A 14,565-nucleotide genomic window follows, 5' to 3' on the forward strand; every position below is an offset into this window, starting at 1 on the left:
CCGTAAACCCCCAGGCCGGCCCAGCCGCTGGCGGCTGTGCGTTCGGGCGCTTGCGAAGCAGTGCTTCGCAAGCAAAGCGCCCTCACCCATGGGGGCTTGGCCGCGGCATCCATGCCGCGGACACTCCCGCAACCGGACCCACCCCGCCTTCGACAGTTTTCCGCGATCTGTCGGAACGGCGTACTGCTCTGGTAGGTGTCGACCTTGGTCGACACGGTAGATCCACGTCATGCGTGGATGAATTCACTCAATATCTGACAGATGTGTCGACCAAGGTCGACACCTACCAACAGCCGCGTGAACCTGTCGAAGGTGGGGCGGTGTCGGAGTGCGGGGTGTCAGCCGCATGGGCCCGAGGCATGCCTCGGGCGGGTTGGGCAGGACGCCCAACCCCGGTCTTGCCGTGTGCGCAGGAAAGCGCACACGAGCAAGCGGCTGCCAAGCCTGCATGGACGTACTTGCGGCGTCCCCGCACTCCGACACCGCCCCGCCAACCCACGGAATGCCAGCTTCTGCTGTTGCCGTTGAGGTTGCCGGCCAGCGGCCGGCACTACCAGGGGGGCAGGGCGCAGCCCTGCCGAAAAACACGCACAAAAAAACAGCAGGCCGAGGCCTGCTGTTTCGGTGTAATGGTGCGCCCGGAGAGATTCGAACTCCCGACCGCCTGGTTCGTAGCCAGGTACTCTATCCAACTGAGCTACGGGCGCCAATTACATAAACTTGTTGTGCTGACTGTGTATGGTGCGCCCGGAGAGATTCGAACTCCCGACCGCCTGGTTCGTAGCCAGGTACTCTATCCAACTGAGCTACGGGCGCGCGGTACACAATCAAATTTTACTGCATTTCCAGCGGCGGATGCTGAAAACCTGTCGAGTGGTGCGCCCGGAGAGATTCGAACTCCCGACCGCCTGGTTCGTAGCCAGGTACTCTATCCAACTGAGCTACGGGCGCCCTGCGACAGGAGCGGAATTATGCGGATGTCGGCGCGTACCGTCAACAGTTTTGTGAAAATTTTCATCCAACTGAATGAAAAAGCGGTCCGCCACAGCGTCAGGGGCCTTCAACCAGGCGAAATGATCCGCACGCGTGCCCAGTTCCTGCGCCGACAGCACGCGCAGCTGCGCGTCCACATTCGGCAGCTTGGCCAGCAATGTCTGCATCGATCCGGTCGGTGCCAACCAGTCGTGTTCCATCAACACCGCCTGCGCGCTGCCATGCACGCGCGCCATCTGTGCGTCGAGGTCTTCGTCCATGCCGGCCGCGGCATAGTGGTTGTTCAGGCCCACGCGCGCCCAGTCGGCGATCAGTCCGCGCGCTTCGGTGCCGCCGAAGCCGAGGCGCCGGCCATGCAGCACGCCCTGGCGCTGTGCGATCCACGGCAGGAAGCGGTAGACCAGTGGCAGCAGCCAGCCCCGCGGTGGCGGGAAGCCGCGCCAGAACGGTGAGCCGCTGGCCGCCAACCACAAGCGGTTGAAGTGCTGCGGATTGCGGCCGGCATGCACGCAGGCCAGCTGACCGCCGAGGCTGTGGCCACCGATGATCCAGGGCAGCGCGCCGGCCTCGTCATCCGCCGCGACAAGGACCGCCTGGCTGGTGGGCAGATCCTGTTCGAGTACCTCGCGATAGCCCCAGTCCTGCGTGCGCGACGGCCGCAGTGAGCTGCTGCCATTGCCGCGCCACTCGTGCAGGTACACCGCCACGCCCTTCGCCGCCAGCGCCTGCGCCAGCGGCAGGTAGTGGCGCGCGGCCACGCCCAGTGCCGGCAGCCACAGCAGGCGCGCGATGGGCTGTGCAGGCACGCAGGCAATCACTTCGTAGCGATGGCCATCAGCGCACTGCACGGCGAGGACGTCCGGTGTGAGGCTCATGCGTGTGGTGCCGCGCCGAAGTGATCGAGCACCAGCACCTCGCTGCGGCCGGGGGCATAGCCCTGCTGCAGGCCGCGTGCAACGTAGTCGATACCGGCTTCGCAGGCATTGGCCAGGCTCAAGCCGTTGCACAGTTGCGCGGCGATGGCCGAGGCCAGCGTGCAGCCGGTGCCATGTGCGTCCAGCGGCAGGCGGGCATGGATGAATTCTTCGCTGCTGACGCCGTCGAAGTAGCGGTCGATCACGCGGTTGCCTTCCTGCAGATGGCCACCTTTGAGCAGCACCGCACCGGCGCCCAGGTCGAGCAGGGCGGAAGCGGCGCGCTCCGCGTCATCGCCGTTGCCGATCTTCCGTCCGACCAGCAGCTCTGCTTCCGGCGTGTTCGGGGTGATCAGCGTGGCCAGCGGGATCAGCCGCTCGCGCATCGCCTGCAGGGCGCTGTCTTCCAGCAGGCGCGCGCCGCTGGTGGCGACCATCACCGGGTCCAGCACCACGTGTGGCGGGCGATGGCGCTCCAATGCATCGGCGACGGCATTGATCACCTCGGCGTTGGCCAGCATGCCGAGCTTCACCGCGTGGATGTCGAAGTCGTCGAAGCAGGCGTCCAGTTGCGCGCGCAGGAAATCGATCGGCGGTACATGCACGGCGATGACGCCGCGGGTGTTCTGCGCGGTCAGTGCAGCAATCGCGGAAAGGCCATGCACGCGATGCGCTGCAAAAGCCTTCAGGTCGGCCTGGATGCCGGCACCGCCGCCGGAGTCGGAGCCGGCGATGGTGAGGGCGGAAACGGGAGTGGTCGGGCTCATCCAGCGATTGTGCCGTGGTCACCGTAAAGGCGGTAGCGTCGCCGCTGATAGATGGGGTCAGATCCCTTTTCCGCAGGAAAAGGGATCTGACCCCCCGGAGCGCCGCCCTCAATGCCGCCAACGCGCCCACTGCTGGTACAGCACATAACCCAGTCCGGTCAGGCCGGTCAGCAGGGCGGGGGCAAGCAGGGCGTCGTACTGCCAGCGCACGAACAGCCAGGCGCCGAGGATGCCGCCGGCGAGGAAGCCGCTGATGATCAGGCCGCTGAGGGTCAGTCGCCGTACCTGCAGTGGCAACCCGCGCAGCAGGTGGCCCAAGCCGATGCCGAGGTCGGTGAACATGCCGCTGAGGTGGGTGGTGCGCACCACCGCGCCGCTGAAGGTGGTGGCCATCGCATTCTGCAGGCCGCAGGCCATGGCGGCGGCCAGTGCACCCCATATCTGGTGCCGTTCGAACAGCGGAATGGCTACCAGCAACAGTGCTGACTCCAGCGCCAGCGCCACGCCGTAGCGTCGGCCCAGCTGCAGGGTGCTGTCCTGGATCAGCAGGCCGCTGAGCATTGCGCCCAGCGAGAACGCGATCAGCAGTCCCCACAGGTGTCCGACCGCGCGCCAGTCACCCTGGGCCAGTGCCATGCCGAGCTGGCTGGTACTGCCGGTCATGTGGCTGACCGCCTGGTGCTCGAAACCGAGGAAGCCGACCACGTTGACCATGCCGGCCACGCACGAGAGCGCGACCGCGCCGATCCAGACCCAGGTGGGCAGGCGTATTCCCATCGGCGGGGCCCCTCAGGGCCCGCCGAAGCCGCCGTTGAACTGCAGCTCGCTGAAGGTGTTGCTGGCCGGGTCGAACACCGCGCCCCAGAACTGCGCGCCGCCATCGCAGACGCGGATCGCTTCGCGGGCCGGATTGATGCCGCTGTCGTCGGGCAGGTGGAAGGCATTGATGTAGATCAGCCGTCGGCCTGCGCTTTCGATGCCGACGTACTGCCGGTCAAAGTCGAGCACCTTCGGCACCTGGGCCTCCAGCGAAGACAGGTTCGCTTCCAGCTGGTCGATCTGCTGCCGGCTGGGTGCCCAGTAGCCGCTGACCCGCCCGGCCTCGCGGCCGGGGCTGGGCCGCGAGCAGGTGTCGAGCACCTGCGCGGCGATGATCGGGCGGGTGACCACCCAGGACTGGCCGGTGCGCTCGGCGGTCGGCACACTGGCCGGGCCGCGCGTAGTGGTGCAGGCGCCCAGCACGGCTGCGAGGGTGATTGCAGCCGTGGGCAGCAGCAGGCGGGTGCGGCGGTTCACAACACCTCCGAAGCGTAATCGGCCAGGCGCGAACGCTCGCCACGGCGCAGGGTGATGTGTGCACTATGCGGCCAGTTCTTGAAGCGATCCACCGCGTAGGTCAGGCCCGAGGTGGTCTCGGTCAGGTACGGGGTGTCGATCTGCTCGACGTTGCCCAGGCAGACGATCTTGGTGCCGGGGCCGGCGCGGGTGATCAGCGTCTTCATCTGCTTCGGGGTGAGGTTCTGCGCCTCGTCCAGGATCAGGTAGCGCGACAGGAACGTGCGGCCGCGCATGAAGTTCATCGAGCGGATCTTGATGCGGCTGGCCAGCAGGTCGTTGGTCGCCTGGCGCCCCCACGTGCCGCCTTCCTGGTTGTGCGTGAGCACTTCCAGGTTGTCGGTCAGCGCGCCCATCCACGGCGTCATCTTCTCTTCTTCGGTGCCGGGCAGGAAACCGATGTCTTCGCCGACGCTGACCGTGGCGCGGGTCATGATGATCTCGCGGTAGCGCTGCTGGTCCATCGTCTGCGCCAGGCCGGCGGCCAGCGCCAGCAGGGTCTTGCCGGTGCCGGCGGTACCCAGCAGCGTGACGAAGTCGATCTCCGGATCCATCAGTGCGTTGAGGGCGAAGTTCTGCTCGCGGTTGCGTGCGCTGATGCCCCACACGGCGTGGCTGCCGTGGCGGAAATCATCGACCAGCGACAGCACCACCTTGCCGTCACCGACCACGCGGCTGACGCGCAGCTCGACTTCATCTTCGCCGGGCAGGTAGACGTACTGGTTCGGGTACCACTCCTCGCCGTCCTGCGCCTGGATTTCGTAATGGGTACGGCCCTTGTCGCTCCAGCTGCGCAGGTCGTCGCCGTGGCGCTTCCAGAAGTCTTCCGGCAGCTCGGTAGCGCCGGTGTAGAGCAGGCTGAAATCGTCCAACGCGCGGTCGTTCTCGTAGTCCTCGGACACGATGCCGGCGATGGCGGCCTTGATCCGCAGGTTGATGTCCTTGGAGACGAACACCACCGGCAGGTCGGGGGTTTCTTCCTTCAGGGCCAGGATCGCGCCGAGGATGGCGTTGTCCGGGATCACCTTGCCGAAGCTCTTGCCAGCGTCGAAATGGCTGGTCTGGAAGCGCAGCTTGCCGGCGCTCTGCTTGCCGCGCAGCTGCAGCCCATTCGGGCGCTGCAGCGGAATGCCGTCGGCCAGGTTGTCCAGGCCGGAGGCCTGCACCAGCTCGTTGAGGAAGCGGCTCACCTGGCGGGCGTTGCGGCTCGCTTCGGAGGTGCCCTTCTTGCCGTTGTCCAGCTCCTCGATCACCTGCATGGGCAGGTAAACGTCGTGCTCCTCGAATTTGAACAGCGCGGTCGGATCGTGCATCAGCACGTTGGTATCCAGCACGTAGATGCGCTTGCCTCGGGTCATCGTCGATTCCTGGTTACGGACAGGGAAAAACCACCACGGCCTGCTGCCTGGCAGGGTGATGGCAGACACAGTAGGCAGTGGGACTCACTTGGACTGGGAGGCCTTCAGTTCGGCGAGAACGGCATCGGCATGGCCGGCGACCTTGACCTTGCGCCAGGACTGCACGATGCGGCTGTCGGGGGAAATCAGGAAGGTGCTGCGTTCGATGCCACGTACCTGCTTGCCGTACATGTTCTTCATCTTGATCACGTCGAAGGCGCTGCACAGCGCTTCGTCGCCATCGCTGACCAGGGGGAAGCCGAAGCCCTGCCTGGCACAGAAATTGTCGTGCGACTTCACCGAATCGCGCGAGACGCCCAGCACGACCGCGCCGGCCTTCTTGAACTTCGGCAGCAGCGCGTTGAAGTCGATGCCTTCGGTGGTGCAGCCGGGAGTGCTGTCCTTGGGGTAGAAGTACAGCACCAGCCACTGGCCGGCATAGTCGCCGAGGGTGGCCTGGTCGCCACCGGACAGCGCCAGCGGCAGGGAGAGGGTGGTGCTGTCCAGGGTATCGCCGTTGTTCATGAGGTCCTTCTGTCGAGCCTGGGTTCTTTCCAAGACAATTGCATGAAACGCCACGCGCCCGTGAGAGGCGCGCGAAAAATCAGGAATTCATTCAGAACTTCATCGGGTCCATGATCGCGTCCAGGTTGAGGTGGTCGCAGAACTCAAGGAAATCGTCGCGCAGCGCGGCGATGTGCATGTTGGCCGGCACGCCGATGGTGACCTGTGCACTGAACATTTCCGCACCGGTCTGCATGGCGCGGTAGCGCGTGCTCTGCAGGTTCTCGATGGTGATGCCCTGGCGGTCGAAGAAGTCGGCCAGCTGGAACAGGATGCCCGGCTTGTCGGCGGCGATCACTTCGACGATGTACGGCAGCAGGTTGGACTGCGCCTGCTTGGCGGCGGTGCGGTACCAGACCAGCTTCAGGCCCTCCTCGCGCTCCAGCCGGGTCAGCATCGCCTCGAGCTTGGCCACCGAGTCCCAGGAGCCGGTGGCCAGGGCGGTGACCGAGACATCGCGGCCGACCGTGGCCAGGCGTGCGTCCACCAGGTTGCAGCCGCTGTCGGCGATGCGGCGGGTGACGGACAGCAGGGGGGACTCCGGATGCGTCGTATAGGCGTTGATCAGGAGGTGGTTTTCGCTCGGCGCGGGGCGCGGGGTGGTGTCGGTCAAGGCGATTCCGGGTAATGCATGCATGAGTCTGAATGCCCGCCAGAGGCGGGGATCCACCGGTGTCCAGCATACTTGCCCGTGCTTTCGCGCCGCAAGTAACATTCAGGCCGCCCCCAGCCTTTCGTGGCGGGCGTTTCCCTTCCCAGCCAAGAGCAGCACGTCCTTGTCCCTTTCCGGCCTCATCACCGCGCTGGCGACCCCGTTCCGGGCCGACGGCGCCCTCGATCCCGATGGTTGGCAGCGCCTGCTGCACCTGCAACTGGAGGGTGGCGTCCATGGCGTTGTCGTGGCTGGCTCGACCGGCGAAGCGGCGACCCTGACCGATGCCGAGTACGACCAGCTGCTGGCCAGCGCCGTCGAACGCATCGGCGGCCGCATCCCGGTCATGGCCGGCACCGGCCTGTCGGGCACCGCCAAGACCATCGAACAGACCCGCCGTGCCGCCGCCCTTGGCGCCAGCCACGCACTGGTGGTCACCCCGCCGTACGTGCGGCCGACCCAGGCTGGCCTGATCGCGCACTATCGCGCGGTGGCCGACCAGGGCGGGCTGCCGGTCGTGCTGTACAACGTGCCCGGCCGTACCGGCTGCGACATGCAGCCGGAGACCGTGGCCGAGCTGGCCAGCCACCCCAATATCGTCGGCATCAAGGAAGCGGTGGGTGACACCGGCCGGGTGCAGGCGCTGCTGGCGCTGCGCAGCCCGACGTTCGCGGTGCTCAGTGGCGACGACGGCACCGCCGCGCGTTCGATCCGGGCTGGCATCGATGGCCTGATCTCGGTCGGTTCCAACGTGCTTCCGGGCGCGTATCGCCGGATGTGCGAGCTGGCTGCCGCGCACGACCACGAAGCCACCGAGTCGTGGGACGCGCGCCTGCATCCCTTCCATGATTTCTGTGGCGTCGAACCCAACCCGATCCCGGTCAAGGCGCTGCTGCGCCGCATCGGCATCGGCCATGACCTGCGCCTGCCGCTGCTGCCGCTGTCGGCAGCACATCATCCCGCGGCCGACCACCTTGCCGGCGACATCGCCGCCCTCGAAGCCCTTTCCAGCCACTGACCTTCCGTCTTGGTCTGACCCAGGAGATTCACATGCGTCAATCCGTTTCCACTGTCCGCGTGCTGTCCTACGCCCTGCTTGCTGTAGCTGTTGCGGCCGGCACCACCGGCTGCTTCAAGCGTGGCGTCAAGGGCGACTACGCCCTGGCCCCGGAAATGCGCCCGCTGGAAGTACCGCCGGACCTGAACCTGCCCAACGCCACCACCGACAACAAGGTGCCGACACTGGCCTCGGCCACCAAGCCGGCGGCGCCGGTCGCCGCAGCCCCGGCGGTGGGCAACACCGGTTTCACCATTGCCGGTGGCAAGGATGAAGCCTTCGCCAAGGTCGGTACCGCACTGGAAGGCGTGGAAGGCGTGACCATTGCCAGCCGCGCGCAGCTGCTGGGCTCGTACGACGTGGCCTACGAAGGCAGCAACTTCCTGGTCCGCGTGGTGGCGGTTGATGCAGGTGCCTACATCTCCGCGGTCGACCCGCGTGGCCTGCCGGCCACCGCCGAAGCGCCGGTGAAGCTGATCGCCGCGCTGAAGGCGAAGCTGGCTCAGTAAGGGTCGCCCTGGTAGAGGCCGACCTTGGTCGGCGCTTCCGTGCCAACCAAGGTTGGCACCTACCGGAAGACGTGCTTGGTAGAGGCCGACCTTGGTCGGCGCTTTTGTGCTAACCAAGGTTGGCACCTACCGGAAGACGTGCCTTGGTAGAGGCCGACCTTGGTCGGCGCTTTTGTGCCAACCAAGGTTGGCACCTACCGAGAACAGAAAAGGGCGCCATGGGCGCCCTTTTCCGTTGCCGCCGCGGGCGCTTCTCAGCGCTCCAGCAGCTTCAGCTTGTCCGGCTTGCCGTCCCATTCGCCGGCGTCGGCGGGCGGGTCCTTGCGCACGGTCAGCACCGGCCATTCCTTCGCCAGCTCGGCATTGAGGGCAACGAAGCCTTCCTGGCCGGCGGGGACGTCGTCCTCGGGGAAAATCGCGTTGACCGGGCACTCCGGCTCGCAGAGGGTGCAGTCGATGCACTCATCCGGGTCGATCACCAGGAAGTTCGGGCCTTCGTGGAAGCAATCCACGGGGCACACTTCCACGCAATCGGTGTGTTTGCACTTGATGCAGTTTTCGGTGACGACAAAGGGCATGGGCTGGGGGTGGATCGATTCCTGAACCCGCCAATTCTAGAACAGGTTGGCCCCCGGTGTCGGGATGGGACGGAAAACGGGCGTCTGGCAGGCGCGGCCATTGGCGGCACGGCAGGGCGTGTGCGAGGCTGCGCGACAACCGGTCCTGGTGGCCGGGCTCCCTTCCCAGCAGGATCGTCCATGTCCCAGGCCCCGTCCCGCACCGCCTCCCACGGTGGTGAAAACACGGCGTTCATCGTCCTGATCAGTTGCGTGGCCACGCTTGGTGGCTTCCTGTTCGGCTTCGACAGTGGTGTCATCAACGGCACGGTCGATGGCCTGCGCCAGGCCTTCAACTCCAGCGAGGCGGCGCTGGGTTTCGAAGTTGCCTCGATGCTGCTGGGCTGCGCGGTCGGTGCATTCCTGGCCGGTTGGTTGGGCGACCGCCTGGGGCGCCGTGGTGTCCTGATCGTGTCCGCGCTGATGTTCCTGGTCTCGGCGCTGGGCGCCGGGGCGGCCCACGCGTCCTGGCTGTTCATCGCGGCCCGCGTGCTGGGCGGCTTTGCGGTGGGGGCGGCCAGCGTGATGTCACCGGCCTACATCGCCGAAGTCGCCTCGGCGCGCTATCGCGGCCGGCTGGCCACGGTGCAGCAGATGGCCATCATCTGCGGTTTGTTCGCGGCCTTCCTCAGCAATTACCTGCTGGCCCACGCTGCCGGCGCCTCGACCGAGCCGCTGTGGCTGGGCCATGAGGCGTGGCGCTGGATGTTCTGGATGCAGGCGCTGCCCTCCGCGCTGTTCCTGCTGTTGCTGCTGGTGATTCCGGAAAGCCCGCGCTTCCTGGTGCTGAAGGGCCGCCAGGGGCAGGCGAGGGCGGTGTTGTCGCGACTGTACGGCGAGGCCGCTGCCCGGGCCAAGCAGGCCGAGATCGAAGCCAGCCTGGCACAGGACCAGCACAAGCCGCGCTTCGGCGACCTGCGCAGCAGGGCTACCGGCAGGCTGCGCCCGATCCTCTGGGTGGGCATCGGCCTGGCCATGTTCCAGCAGCTGGTCGGCATCAACGTGGTGTTCTACTACGGCGCGGTGCTGTGGCAGGCGGTGGGTTTCTCTGAAAGCGACGCACTGCTGATCAATGTGCTGTCCGGCGCGCTGAGCATCGGCGCCTGCCTGCTCACCGTGCTGCTGATCGACCGCATCGGGCGCCAGCCGCTGCTGTGGGTCGGCTCGGTCGGCATGTCGGTGGCGCTGGTGCTGATGGTGGTGGCGTTTGCCAGCGGCAGCCTGGCCGGCGGGCGCCTGCAGCTGTCCGATGGCATGGGACGGCTGGCGCTGGTCGCCGCCAACGTCTACGTGGTGTTCTTCAACATGTCCTGGGGCCCGGTGATGTGGGTGATGCTGGGCGAGATGTTCCCCAACCAGATCCGCGGCCCGGCGTTGGCTGTTGCCGGTGCGGCGCAGTGGACGTCGAATTTCGCGATCACCGTGACCTTTCCGATGCTGCTGGCCGGCATCGGCCTGGCCGGGGCCTATGGCATCTATACGGTGGCGGCGATCCTCTCGATCTTCTTCGTGGTCCGCTACGTGCGCGAGACCAAGGGCAAGGAGCTGGAGCAGATGGAAGGCTGACGGCGACTGGCTTCGGTTGCGTTCCGTTGGCGCCTGCTTGTCCAGAGTGTGAGGGGGCAGGCTGATCTGGCCCCCTCCTGACAGTTTCATGGTGCGTGCGGATGCGGCGAAGCGCTGGTCGGTTGTTGCCGCAGCTGGCGGGAAACCGTCCAGAGTCGGTGGGGTCACCCAGGGCAGGACCGTTGGCGCCAAGGATGGCGCCATCGAGCCCCCATGGATGGGTTCACGGCGTGTCCTGCCCTGGGTGACCCCACCGGCTCGAGCCGATTGCAGGGAGGCGCCAAAGCGACCAACCCGACCGCAATCACTGCAATCCCGGAAAACAGAAAAGCCCGCACAAGGCGGGCTTTTTCGGTTCCTGCTGCGGCGACTGGCGCTCCCTAGGGGACTCGAACCCCTGTTTTAGCCTTGAGAGGGCCACGTCCTAACCACTAGACGAAGGGAGCGTAACTGTGTCGCTGCCGAGGCAGGAGCGCTAGTATATGCACCTCGATGCCATTGGGCAATCCCGAAACTTCAACCGGAAGCGCCAACATCATTTCCTCTGCTACATCACCGTTCAGCCTGCGCGTCATCCCGCGCGACCAGCACACGATCTCCCGCAAGGACATCAGCCCGAACGCCCTGCGCGTGCTTTACCGCCTGCGCGATGCCGGCTTCGGCGCCTACCTTGTCGGCGGCGCGGTGCGCGATCTGCTGGTCAATGGCCAACCCAAGGATTTCGACGTGGCCACCGACGCCACGCCCGAGCAGGTCAAGCAGCTGTTCCGAAACTGCCGCCTGATCGGCCGCCGGTTCCGCCTCGCCCACGTAGTGTTCGGTCGCGAAATCATCGAAGTCGCCACCTTCCGTGCCAACAGCGATGACGGCAGCGGCGACCGCGAGATGGAAAACGGCATGCTCGTGCGCGACAACGTGTACGGCACCATCGAAGACGACGCCATCCGCCGCGACTTCACCTGCAACGCCCTGTACTACGCCATCGAGGACTTCTCGGTGCGCGACTACACCGGTGGCTTCGAGGACGTGCAGGCGCGCCTGATGAAGCTGATCGGCGACCCGGTGCAGCGCTACCAGGAAGACCCGGTACGCATGCTGCGAGCGGTGCGCCTGGCGGCCAAGCTCGGCTTCCAGATCGAAGAGGGTACTGCCGCGCCGATCCCGCACCTGGCCGGCCTGCTCAACGAAGCCGCGCCAGCGCGCCTGTTCGAGGAAGTGCTCAAGCTGTTCCTGTCCGGACACGGCGTGGCCAGCTTCGAAGGCCTTGAGCGTTACGGCCTGCTCGACGTGCTGTTCCCGGAAAGCGCCAAGGCGCTGAAAGCCAACCGTACCGGCGCGCTGCGCCGCATGCTGGTCGAGGGCCTGGCCAATACCGATGCGCGGGTGGCCAACGACGAACCGGTCTCGCCGGCGTTCCTGTTCGCGCTGCTGCTGTGGCCGGCGTTCTGCCGTGCACAGGCGACCCTGCTCAAGCAGGGCGTGGCACCGGAAGAGGCGCAGCGCCGCGCCGCCGACCGCGTCACCGTGCAGCAGTTGAGCACCATCGCGCTGCCGCGCCGCTTCTCGCTGCCGATGCAGGAAATCTGGCTGCTGCAGTCGCGCTTCAGCTCGCGCCAGCGCAAGCGCGTGTTCCGCACCCTGACCCATCCGCGCTTCCGTGCCGCGTTCGATTTCCTCAGCCTGCGCCAGGTGGCGTCGTCCGAGCACGCCGCCGATGTCGAGTTCTGGCGCGAAGCGCAGGCGCAGTCCGGTCGTGAGCTGGAGTCGTCGCTGGATGCGATGCACAGCGAAGATGGCGATGACGAGAGCGGAGCGCCGCGCAAGCGCCGCCGTCGCCGCCGTCGTCCGGGTGCCGCGGCCGGTGCAGCGGGCGAGTAAGCGATGACCCTTGCCTGGATCGGCCTCGGCGCCAACCTCGGCGACGCGGCCGCCACCGTCGGCGCGGCGATTGCCGCGCTGGACGGCCTGCCCGGGACCCGGCTGCGCCAGGCCTCGCGGCTTTACGCAACGCCGGCCTGGGGCAATGAAGACCAGCCGCCGTTCGTCAATGCGGTGGCCTCGGTCGAAACCACCTTGCCGGCCGATGAGCTGCTGCAGGCCATGCTGGCGCTGGAGCAGCGCTTCGGTCGCACGCGTGATCCGGCAGTGCACTGGGGCCCGCGCGCGCTGGACCTGGACCTGCTGCTGTATGGTGCGCAGGCGCTCGACCAGCCTGGGCTGAAGGTGCCGCATCCGTACCTGCACGAGCGTGCCTTCGTGCTGGTGCCGCTGGCCGAAATCGCGCCGGAACTGACAATTCCTGGCCATGGACGCGTGCAGGATGCAGTGATGCGGGTCGATGCCTGCGGGATCGCGCCGATAGGGTGATAATGCCCGGGTTATCTCCCCCGGTTATCAGCACATGAGCACCCACGCAGACAGCAAGCCCTGGACCGTTCCCGCCCTGGCCGAGGCCAAGCGCAATGGCCAGAAGCTGGTCATGTTGACCGCCTACGACGCCGGCTTCGCCCGCACCTTCGATGCCAACGGCGTCGATCTGATCCTGATCGGCGATTCGCTGGGCATGGTCGTGCAGGGTCATGATTCGACCCTGCCGGTGACCGTGGCCGACATGGTCTACCACACCCGGGCCGTGGCCCGCGTGCTGCAGCGTGCGCTGCTGGTGGCCGACCTGCCGTTCGGCGCCGATGCCACCCCGGAACGCGCGCTGGATGCCTCGCTGCAGCTGCTGCAGGCCGGTGCCGAGATGGTCAAGATCGAAGGTGCCGGCTTCAAGGTCGACATCATCCGCTACCTGGTCGAGCGCGAGATTCCGGTCTGCGCGCACCTCGGCCTGACCCCGCAGTCGGTGCTGCGACTGGGCGGCTTCAAGATCCAGGGCCGCGGCGATGCTGCGCGCCAGCTGGTGGAGGACGCCAGGGCCGTGGCCGCCGCAGGCGCCAGCATCATGGTGCTTGAATGCGTGCCGACCCCGGTCGCTGCCGAGGTGACCGCTGCGGTGGATGTGCCGACCATCGGCATTGGCGCGGGCCCGCAGTGCGATGGCCAGGTGCTGGTGCTGCACGATTTCCTCGGCCTGGACAGTGGCCATCGCCGTCCCAAGTTCGTCAAGGATTTCCTTGCCGAAGGTGGCTCGGTGGCCGGTGCCACCCGCGCCTTTGCCGACGCGGTGCGCGACGGCAGCTTCCCCGACGAACAGCACGCCTACGCCCAATGATCCAGACCTTCAACGAGCTCGGCGCGTTGCGCGAGCAGATCGCCCAGTGGAAGCGTGAGGGCCTGCGCGTGGCGCTGGTGCCGACCATGGGCAACCTGCATGGGGGGCACCATTCGCTGGTGACCCTGGCCCGCCAGTACGCCGACAAGGTGGTGGCGAGCATCTTCGTCAATCCGACCCAGTTCGGCCCCAACGAGGATTTCAGTCGCTACCCGCGCACGCCCGAGGCCGACGTGGCCGGGCTGGAGCAGGTCGGCTGCGATGCCGTGTGGCTGCCCAGCGTGGAGACGATGTATCCGCTGGGCGTGGACAGGACCACGCGCATGCACGCGCCGGGTGTCAGTGAAGTGCTGGAAGGCGCCAGCCGCCCGGGGCACTTCGATGGCGTCTGCACGGTGGTGGCGCGCCTGTTCCTGCAGGTGCAGCCGGACGTGGCCGTGTTCGGCCGCAAGGACTACCAGCAGCTCGCCGTGATCAGGCAGATGGTGGCCGAGCTGTCGTTCCCGATCCAGATCGTCGGTGCTGAGATCGTGCGCGACGAGGATGGCCTGGCCAAGAGTTCGCGCAACCAGTACCTGAGCGACGAACAGCGCCCGGTCGCGACCACCATCCACCGCACCCTGCTGGGCATGCGCGAGGGCTACGTGGCGGGGCAGGCACGTGATCGCATCGAAGCCGACGCCACGGCCGCATTGCAGGCAGCCGGGTTCCAGGTCGACTACGCGGTGCTGCGCACCCCGGAGCTGGTCGAGCCGACCTTCGACGGCGGTGGCCGCGTGGCGCTGATTGCCGCGCGCCTGGGAACCACCCGGTTGATCGACAACCTGGAGTTCTGAGTTCCGGCGGCGCCGCGCGATGCATGGGGTCAGATCCCTTTTTCCAGGGGAAAAGGGTTCTGACCCCGGTTTCACCGCCTACCTGAACAGGTTGCCGGCCGTGATGCCCCGCGCTGCGCGGGTGCTAGAATCCGCTCTTTC

At 66.8% G+C, this 14,565-nt stretch carries 15 protein-coding genes and 4 tRNA genes; 7 read left to right on the forward strand and 12 right to left on the reverse strand.

Features of this window, described 5'->3' with window-relative positions; genetic code table 11:
• Nucleotides 1-630: 630 nt before the first annotated feature.
• The 10 genes from AC5P7I_RS10290 to AC5P7I_RS10335 all read right to left on the reverse strand — a co-directional run bounded on the left by AC5P7I_RS10290 (nucleotide 631) and on the right by AC5P7I_RS10335 (nucleotide 6,607).
• A tRNA-Arg gene (locus AC5P7I_RS10290) sits at nucleotides 631-707 on the reverse strand.
• Nucleotides 708-739: 32 nt separating this feature from the next.
• Nucleotides 740-816, reverse strand: a tRNA-Arg gene (locus tag AC5P7I_RS10295).
• 58 nt (nucleotides 817-874) lie between these two features.
• Nucleotides 875-951 (reverse strand) — tRNA-Arg (locus tag AC5P7I_RS10300).
• A complete protein-coding gene (locus tag AC5P7I_RS10305; RefSeq protein WP_142234573.1) occupies nucleotides 942-1,868 on the reverse strand; it encodes an alpha/beta hydrolase family protein in 927 nt (308 codons plus the stop codon). Before AC5P7I_RS10305 ends, AC5P7I_RS10300 begins: the two co-directional genes overlap by 10 nt.
• A complete protein-coding gene (gene thiD, locus AC5P7I_RS10310) occupies nucleotides 1,865-2,674 on the reverse strand; it encodes a bifunctional hydroxymethylpyrimidine kinase/phosphomethylpyrimidine kinase (RefSeq protein ID WP_046429932.1) in 810 nt (269 codons plus the stop codon). Before thiD ends, AC5P7I_RS10305 begins: the two co-directional genes overlap by 4 nt.
• 108 nt (nucleotides 2,675-2,782) lie before the next feature.
• Nucleotides 2,783-3,451 carry a YoaK family protein gene (locus AC5P7I_RS10315; protein ID WP_032957720.1) on the reverse strand — a complete coding sequence of 223 codons (669 nt, stop codon included), beginning with the start codon at nucleotides 3,449-3,451 and terminating at the stop codon, nucleotides 2,783-2,785.
• A 12-nt stretch (nucleotides 3,452-3,463) separates the two neighbouring features.
• Complete coding sequence (locus AC5P7I_RS10320) at nucleotides 3,464-3,970, reverse strand: hypothetical protein (protein WP_014646741.1); 507 nt, start codon at nucleotides 3,968-3,970, stop codon at nucleotides 3,464-3,466.
• Nucleotides 3,967-5,367: a PhoH family protein gene (locus AC5P7I_RS10325; RefSeq protein ID WP_014646742.1), complete on the reverse strand. Its 1,401-nt coding sequence runs from the start codon at nucleotides 5,365-5,367 to the stop codon at nucleotides 3,967-3,969. Before AC5P7I_RS10325 ends, AC5P7I_RS10320 begins: the two co-directional genes overlap by 4 nt.
• 84 nt (nucleotides 5,368-5,451) lie before the next feature.
• Complete coding sequence (locus AC5P7I_RS10330; protein ID WP_014646743.1) at nucleotides 5,452-5,931, reverse strand: peroxiredoxin; 480 nt, start codon at nucleotides 5,929-5,931, stop codon at nucleotides 5,452-5,454.
• A 91-nt stretch (nucleotides 5,932-6,022) separates the two neighbouring features.
• Nucleotides 6,023-6,607, reverse strand: coding sequence for a glycine cleavage system transcriptional repressor (locus AC5P7I_RS10335; RefSeq protein WP_227864548.1), 585 nt, complete (start codon nucleotides 6,605-6,607; stop codon nucleotides 6,023-6,025).
• A 139-nt stretch (nucleotides 6,608-6,746) separates the two neighbouring features.
• Here AC5P7I_RS10335 and dapA point away from each other — a divergent pair, with 139 nt between their 5' ends.
• Nucleotides 6,747-7,640, forward strand: coding sequence for a 4-hydroxy-tetrahydrodipicolinate synthase (dapA, locus tag AC5P7I_RS10340; RefSeq protein ID WP_032960833.1), 894 nt, complete (start codon nucleotides 6,747-6,749; stop codon nucleotides 7,638-7,640).
• Between the two features lie 32 nt (nucleotides 7,641-7,672).
• Complete coding sequence (locus tag AC5P7I_RS10345; protein ID WP_032960832.1) at nucleotides 7,673-8,188, forward strand: hypothetical protein; 516 nt, start codon at nucleotides 7,673-7,675, stop codon at nucleotides 8,186-8,188.
• 254 nt (nucleotides 8,189-8,442) lie between these two features.
• Here the strand turns inward: AC5P7I_RS10345 and fdxA are convergent, their stop codons facing one another.
• On the reverse strand, nucleotides 8,443-8,766 hold the full coding sequence (fdxA, locus tag AC5P7I_RS10350; protein ID WP_005409054.1) for a ferredoxin FdxA: 324 nt from the start codon (nucleotides 8,764-8,766) through the stop codon (nucleotides 8,443-8,445).
• A 180-nt stretch (nucleotides 8,767-8,946) separates the two neighbouring features.
• Here fdxA and AC5P7I_RS10355 point away from each other — a divergent pair, with 180 nt between their 5' ends.
• On the forward strand, nucleotides 8,947-10,371 hold the full coding sequence (locus AC5P7I_RS10355; RefSeq protein ID WP_032960830.1) for a sugar porter family MFS transporter: 1,425 nt from the start codon (nucleotides 8,947-8,949) through the stop codon (nucleotides 10,369-10,371).
• Between the two features lie 371 nt (nucleotides 10,372-10,742).
• Here the strand turns inward: AC5P7I_RS10355 and AC5P7I_RS10360 are convergent.
• Nucleotides 10,743-10,817: transfer RNA gene (locus AC5P7I_RS10360), tRNA-Glu, on the reverse strand.
• Nucleotides 10,818-10,869: 52 nt separating this feature from the next.
• Here AC5P7I_RS10360 and pcnB point away from each other — a divergent pair.
• The 4 genes from pcnB to panC are packed head-to-tail and all read left to right on the forward strand — an operon-like array spanning nucleotide 10,870 to nucleotide 14,424.
• Nucleotides 10,870-12,249 (forward strand): polynucleotide adenylyltransferase PcnB, encoded by a 1,380-nt coding sequence (gene pcnB, locus AC5P7I_RS10365; protein WP_032960826.1) that lies wholly within the window; start codon nucleotides 10,870-10,872, stop codon nucleotides 12,247-12,249.
• 3 nt (nucleotides 12,250-12,252) lie between these two features.
• Nucleotides 12,253-12,738: a 2-amino-4-hydroxy-6-hydroxymethyldihydropteridine diphosphokinase gene (gene folK / locus AC5P7I_RS10370; RefSeq protein WP_032960824.1), complete on the forward strand. Its 486-nt coding sequence runs from the start codon at nucleotides 12,253-12,255 to the stop codon at nucleotides 12,736-12,738.
• 34 nt (nucleotides 12,739-12,772) lie between these two features.
• Entirely contained in the window at nucleotides 12,773-13,588 is an 816-nt protein-coding gene (panB, locus tag AC5P7I_RS10375) for a 3-methyl-2-oxobutanoate hydroxymethyltransferase (RefSeq protein WP_014646749.1), read from the forward strand.
• A complete protein-coding gene (gene panC / locus AC5P7I_RS10380) occupies nucleotides 13,585-14,424 on the forward strand; it encodes a pantoate--beta-alanine ligase (protein WP_262087245.1) in 840 nt (279 codons plus the stop codon). The genes panB and panC overlap by 4 nt, the downstream gene beginning before the upstream one ends.
• Nucleotides 14,425-14,565: the final 141 nt, after the last annotated feature.

The organism is Stenotrophomonas sp. YJH_SMC_138, from assembly GCF_059369855.1.

Coding starts and splice junctions, on each gene's coding strand:
- AC5P7I_RS10330 (WP_014646743.1), bottom strand. CDS start 5,931: ATGAACAACGGCGATACCCTGGACAGCACCACCCTCTCCCTGCCGCTG.
- folK (WP_032960824.1), top strand. CDS start 12,253: ATGACCCTTGCCTGGATCGGCCTCGGCGCCAACCTCGGCGACGCGGCC.
- panC (WP_262087245.1), top strand. CDS start 13,585: ATGATCCAGACCTTCAACGAGCTCGGCGCGTTGCGCGAGCAGATCGCC.
- panB (WP_014646749.1), top strand. CDS start 12,773: ATGAGCACCCACGCAGACAGCAAGCCCTGGACCGTTCCCGCCCTGGCC.
- AC5P7I_RS10345 (WP_032960832.1), top strand. CDS start 7,673: ATGCGTCAATCCGTTTCCACTGTCCGCGTGCTGTCCTACGCCCTGCTT.
- AC5P7I_RS10315 (WP_032957720.1), bottom strand. CDS start 3,451: ATGGGAATACGCCTGCCCACCTGGGTCTGGATCGGCGCGGTCGCGCTC.
- AC5P7I_RS10335 (WP_227864548.1), bottom strand. CDS start 6,607: ATGCATGCATTACCCGGAATCGCCTTGACCGACACCACCCCGCGCCCC.
- fdxA (WP_005409054.1), bottom strand. CDS start 8,766: ATGCCCTTTGTCGTCACCGAAAACTGCATCAAGTGCAAACACACCGAT.
- AC5P7I_RS10355 (WP_032960830.1), top strand. CDS start 8,947: ATGTCCCAGGCCCCGTCCCGCACCGCCTCCCACGGTGGTGAAAACACG.
- AC5P7I_RS10325 (WP_014646742.1), bottom strand. CDS start 5,367: ATGACCCGAGGCAAGCGCATCTACGTGCTGGATACCAACGTGCTGATG.
- thiD (WP_046429932.1), bottom strand. CDS start 2,674: ATGAGCCCGACCACTCCCGTTTCCGCCCTCACCATCGCCGGCTCCGAC.
- AC5P7I_RS10305 (WP_142234573.1), bottom strand. CDS start 1,868: ATGAGCCTCACACCGGACGTCCTCGCCGTGCAGTGCGCTGATGGCCAT.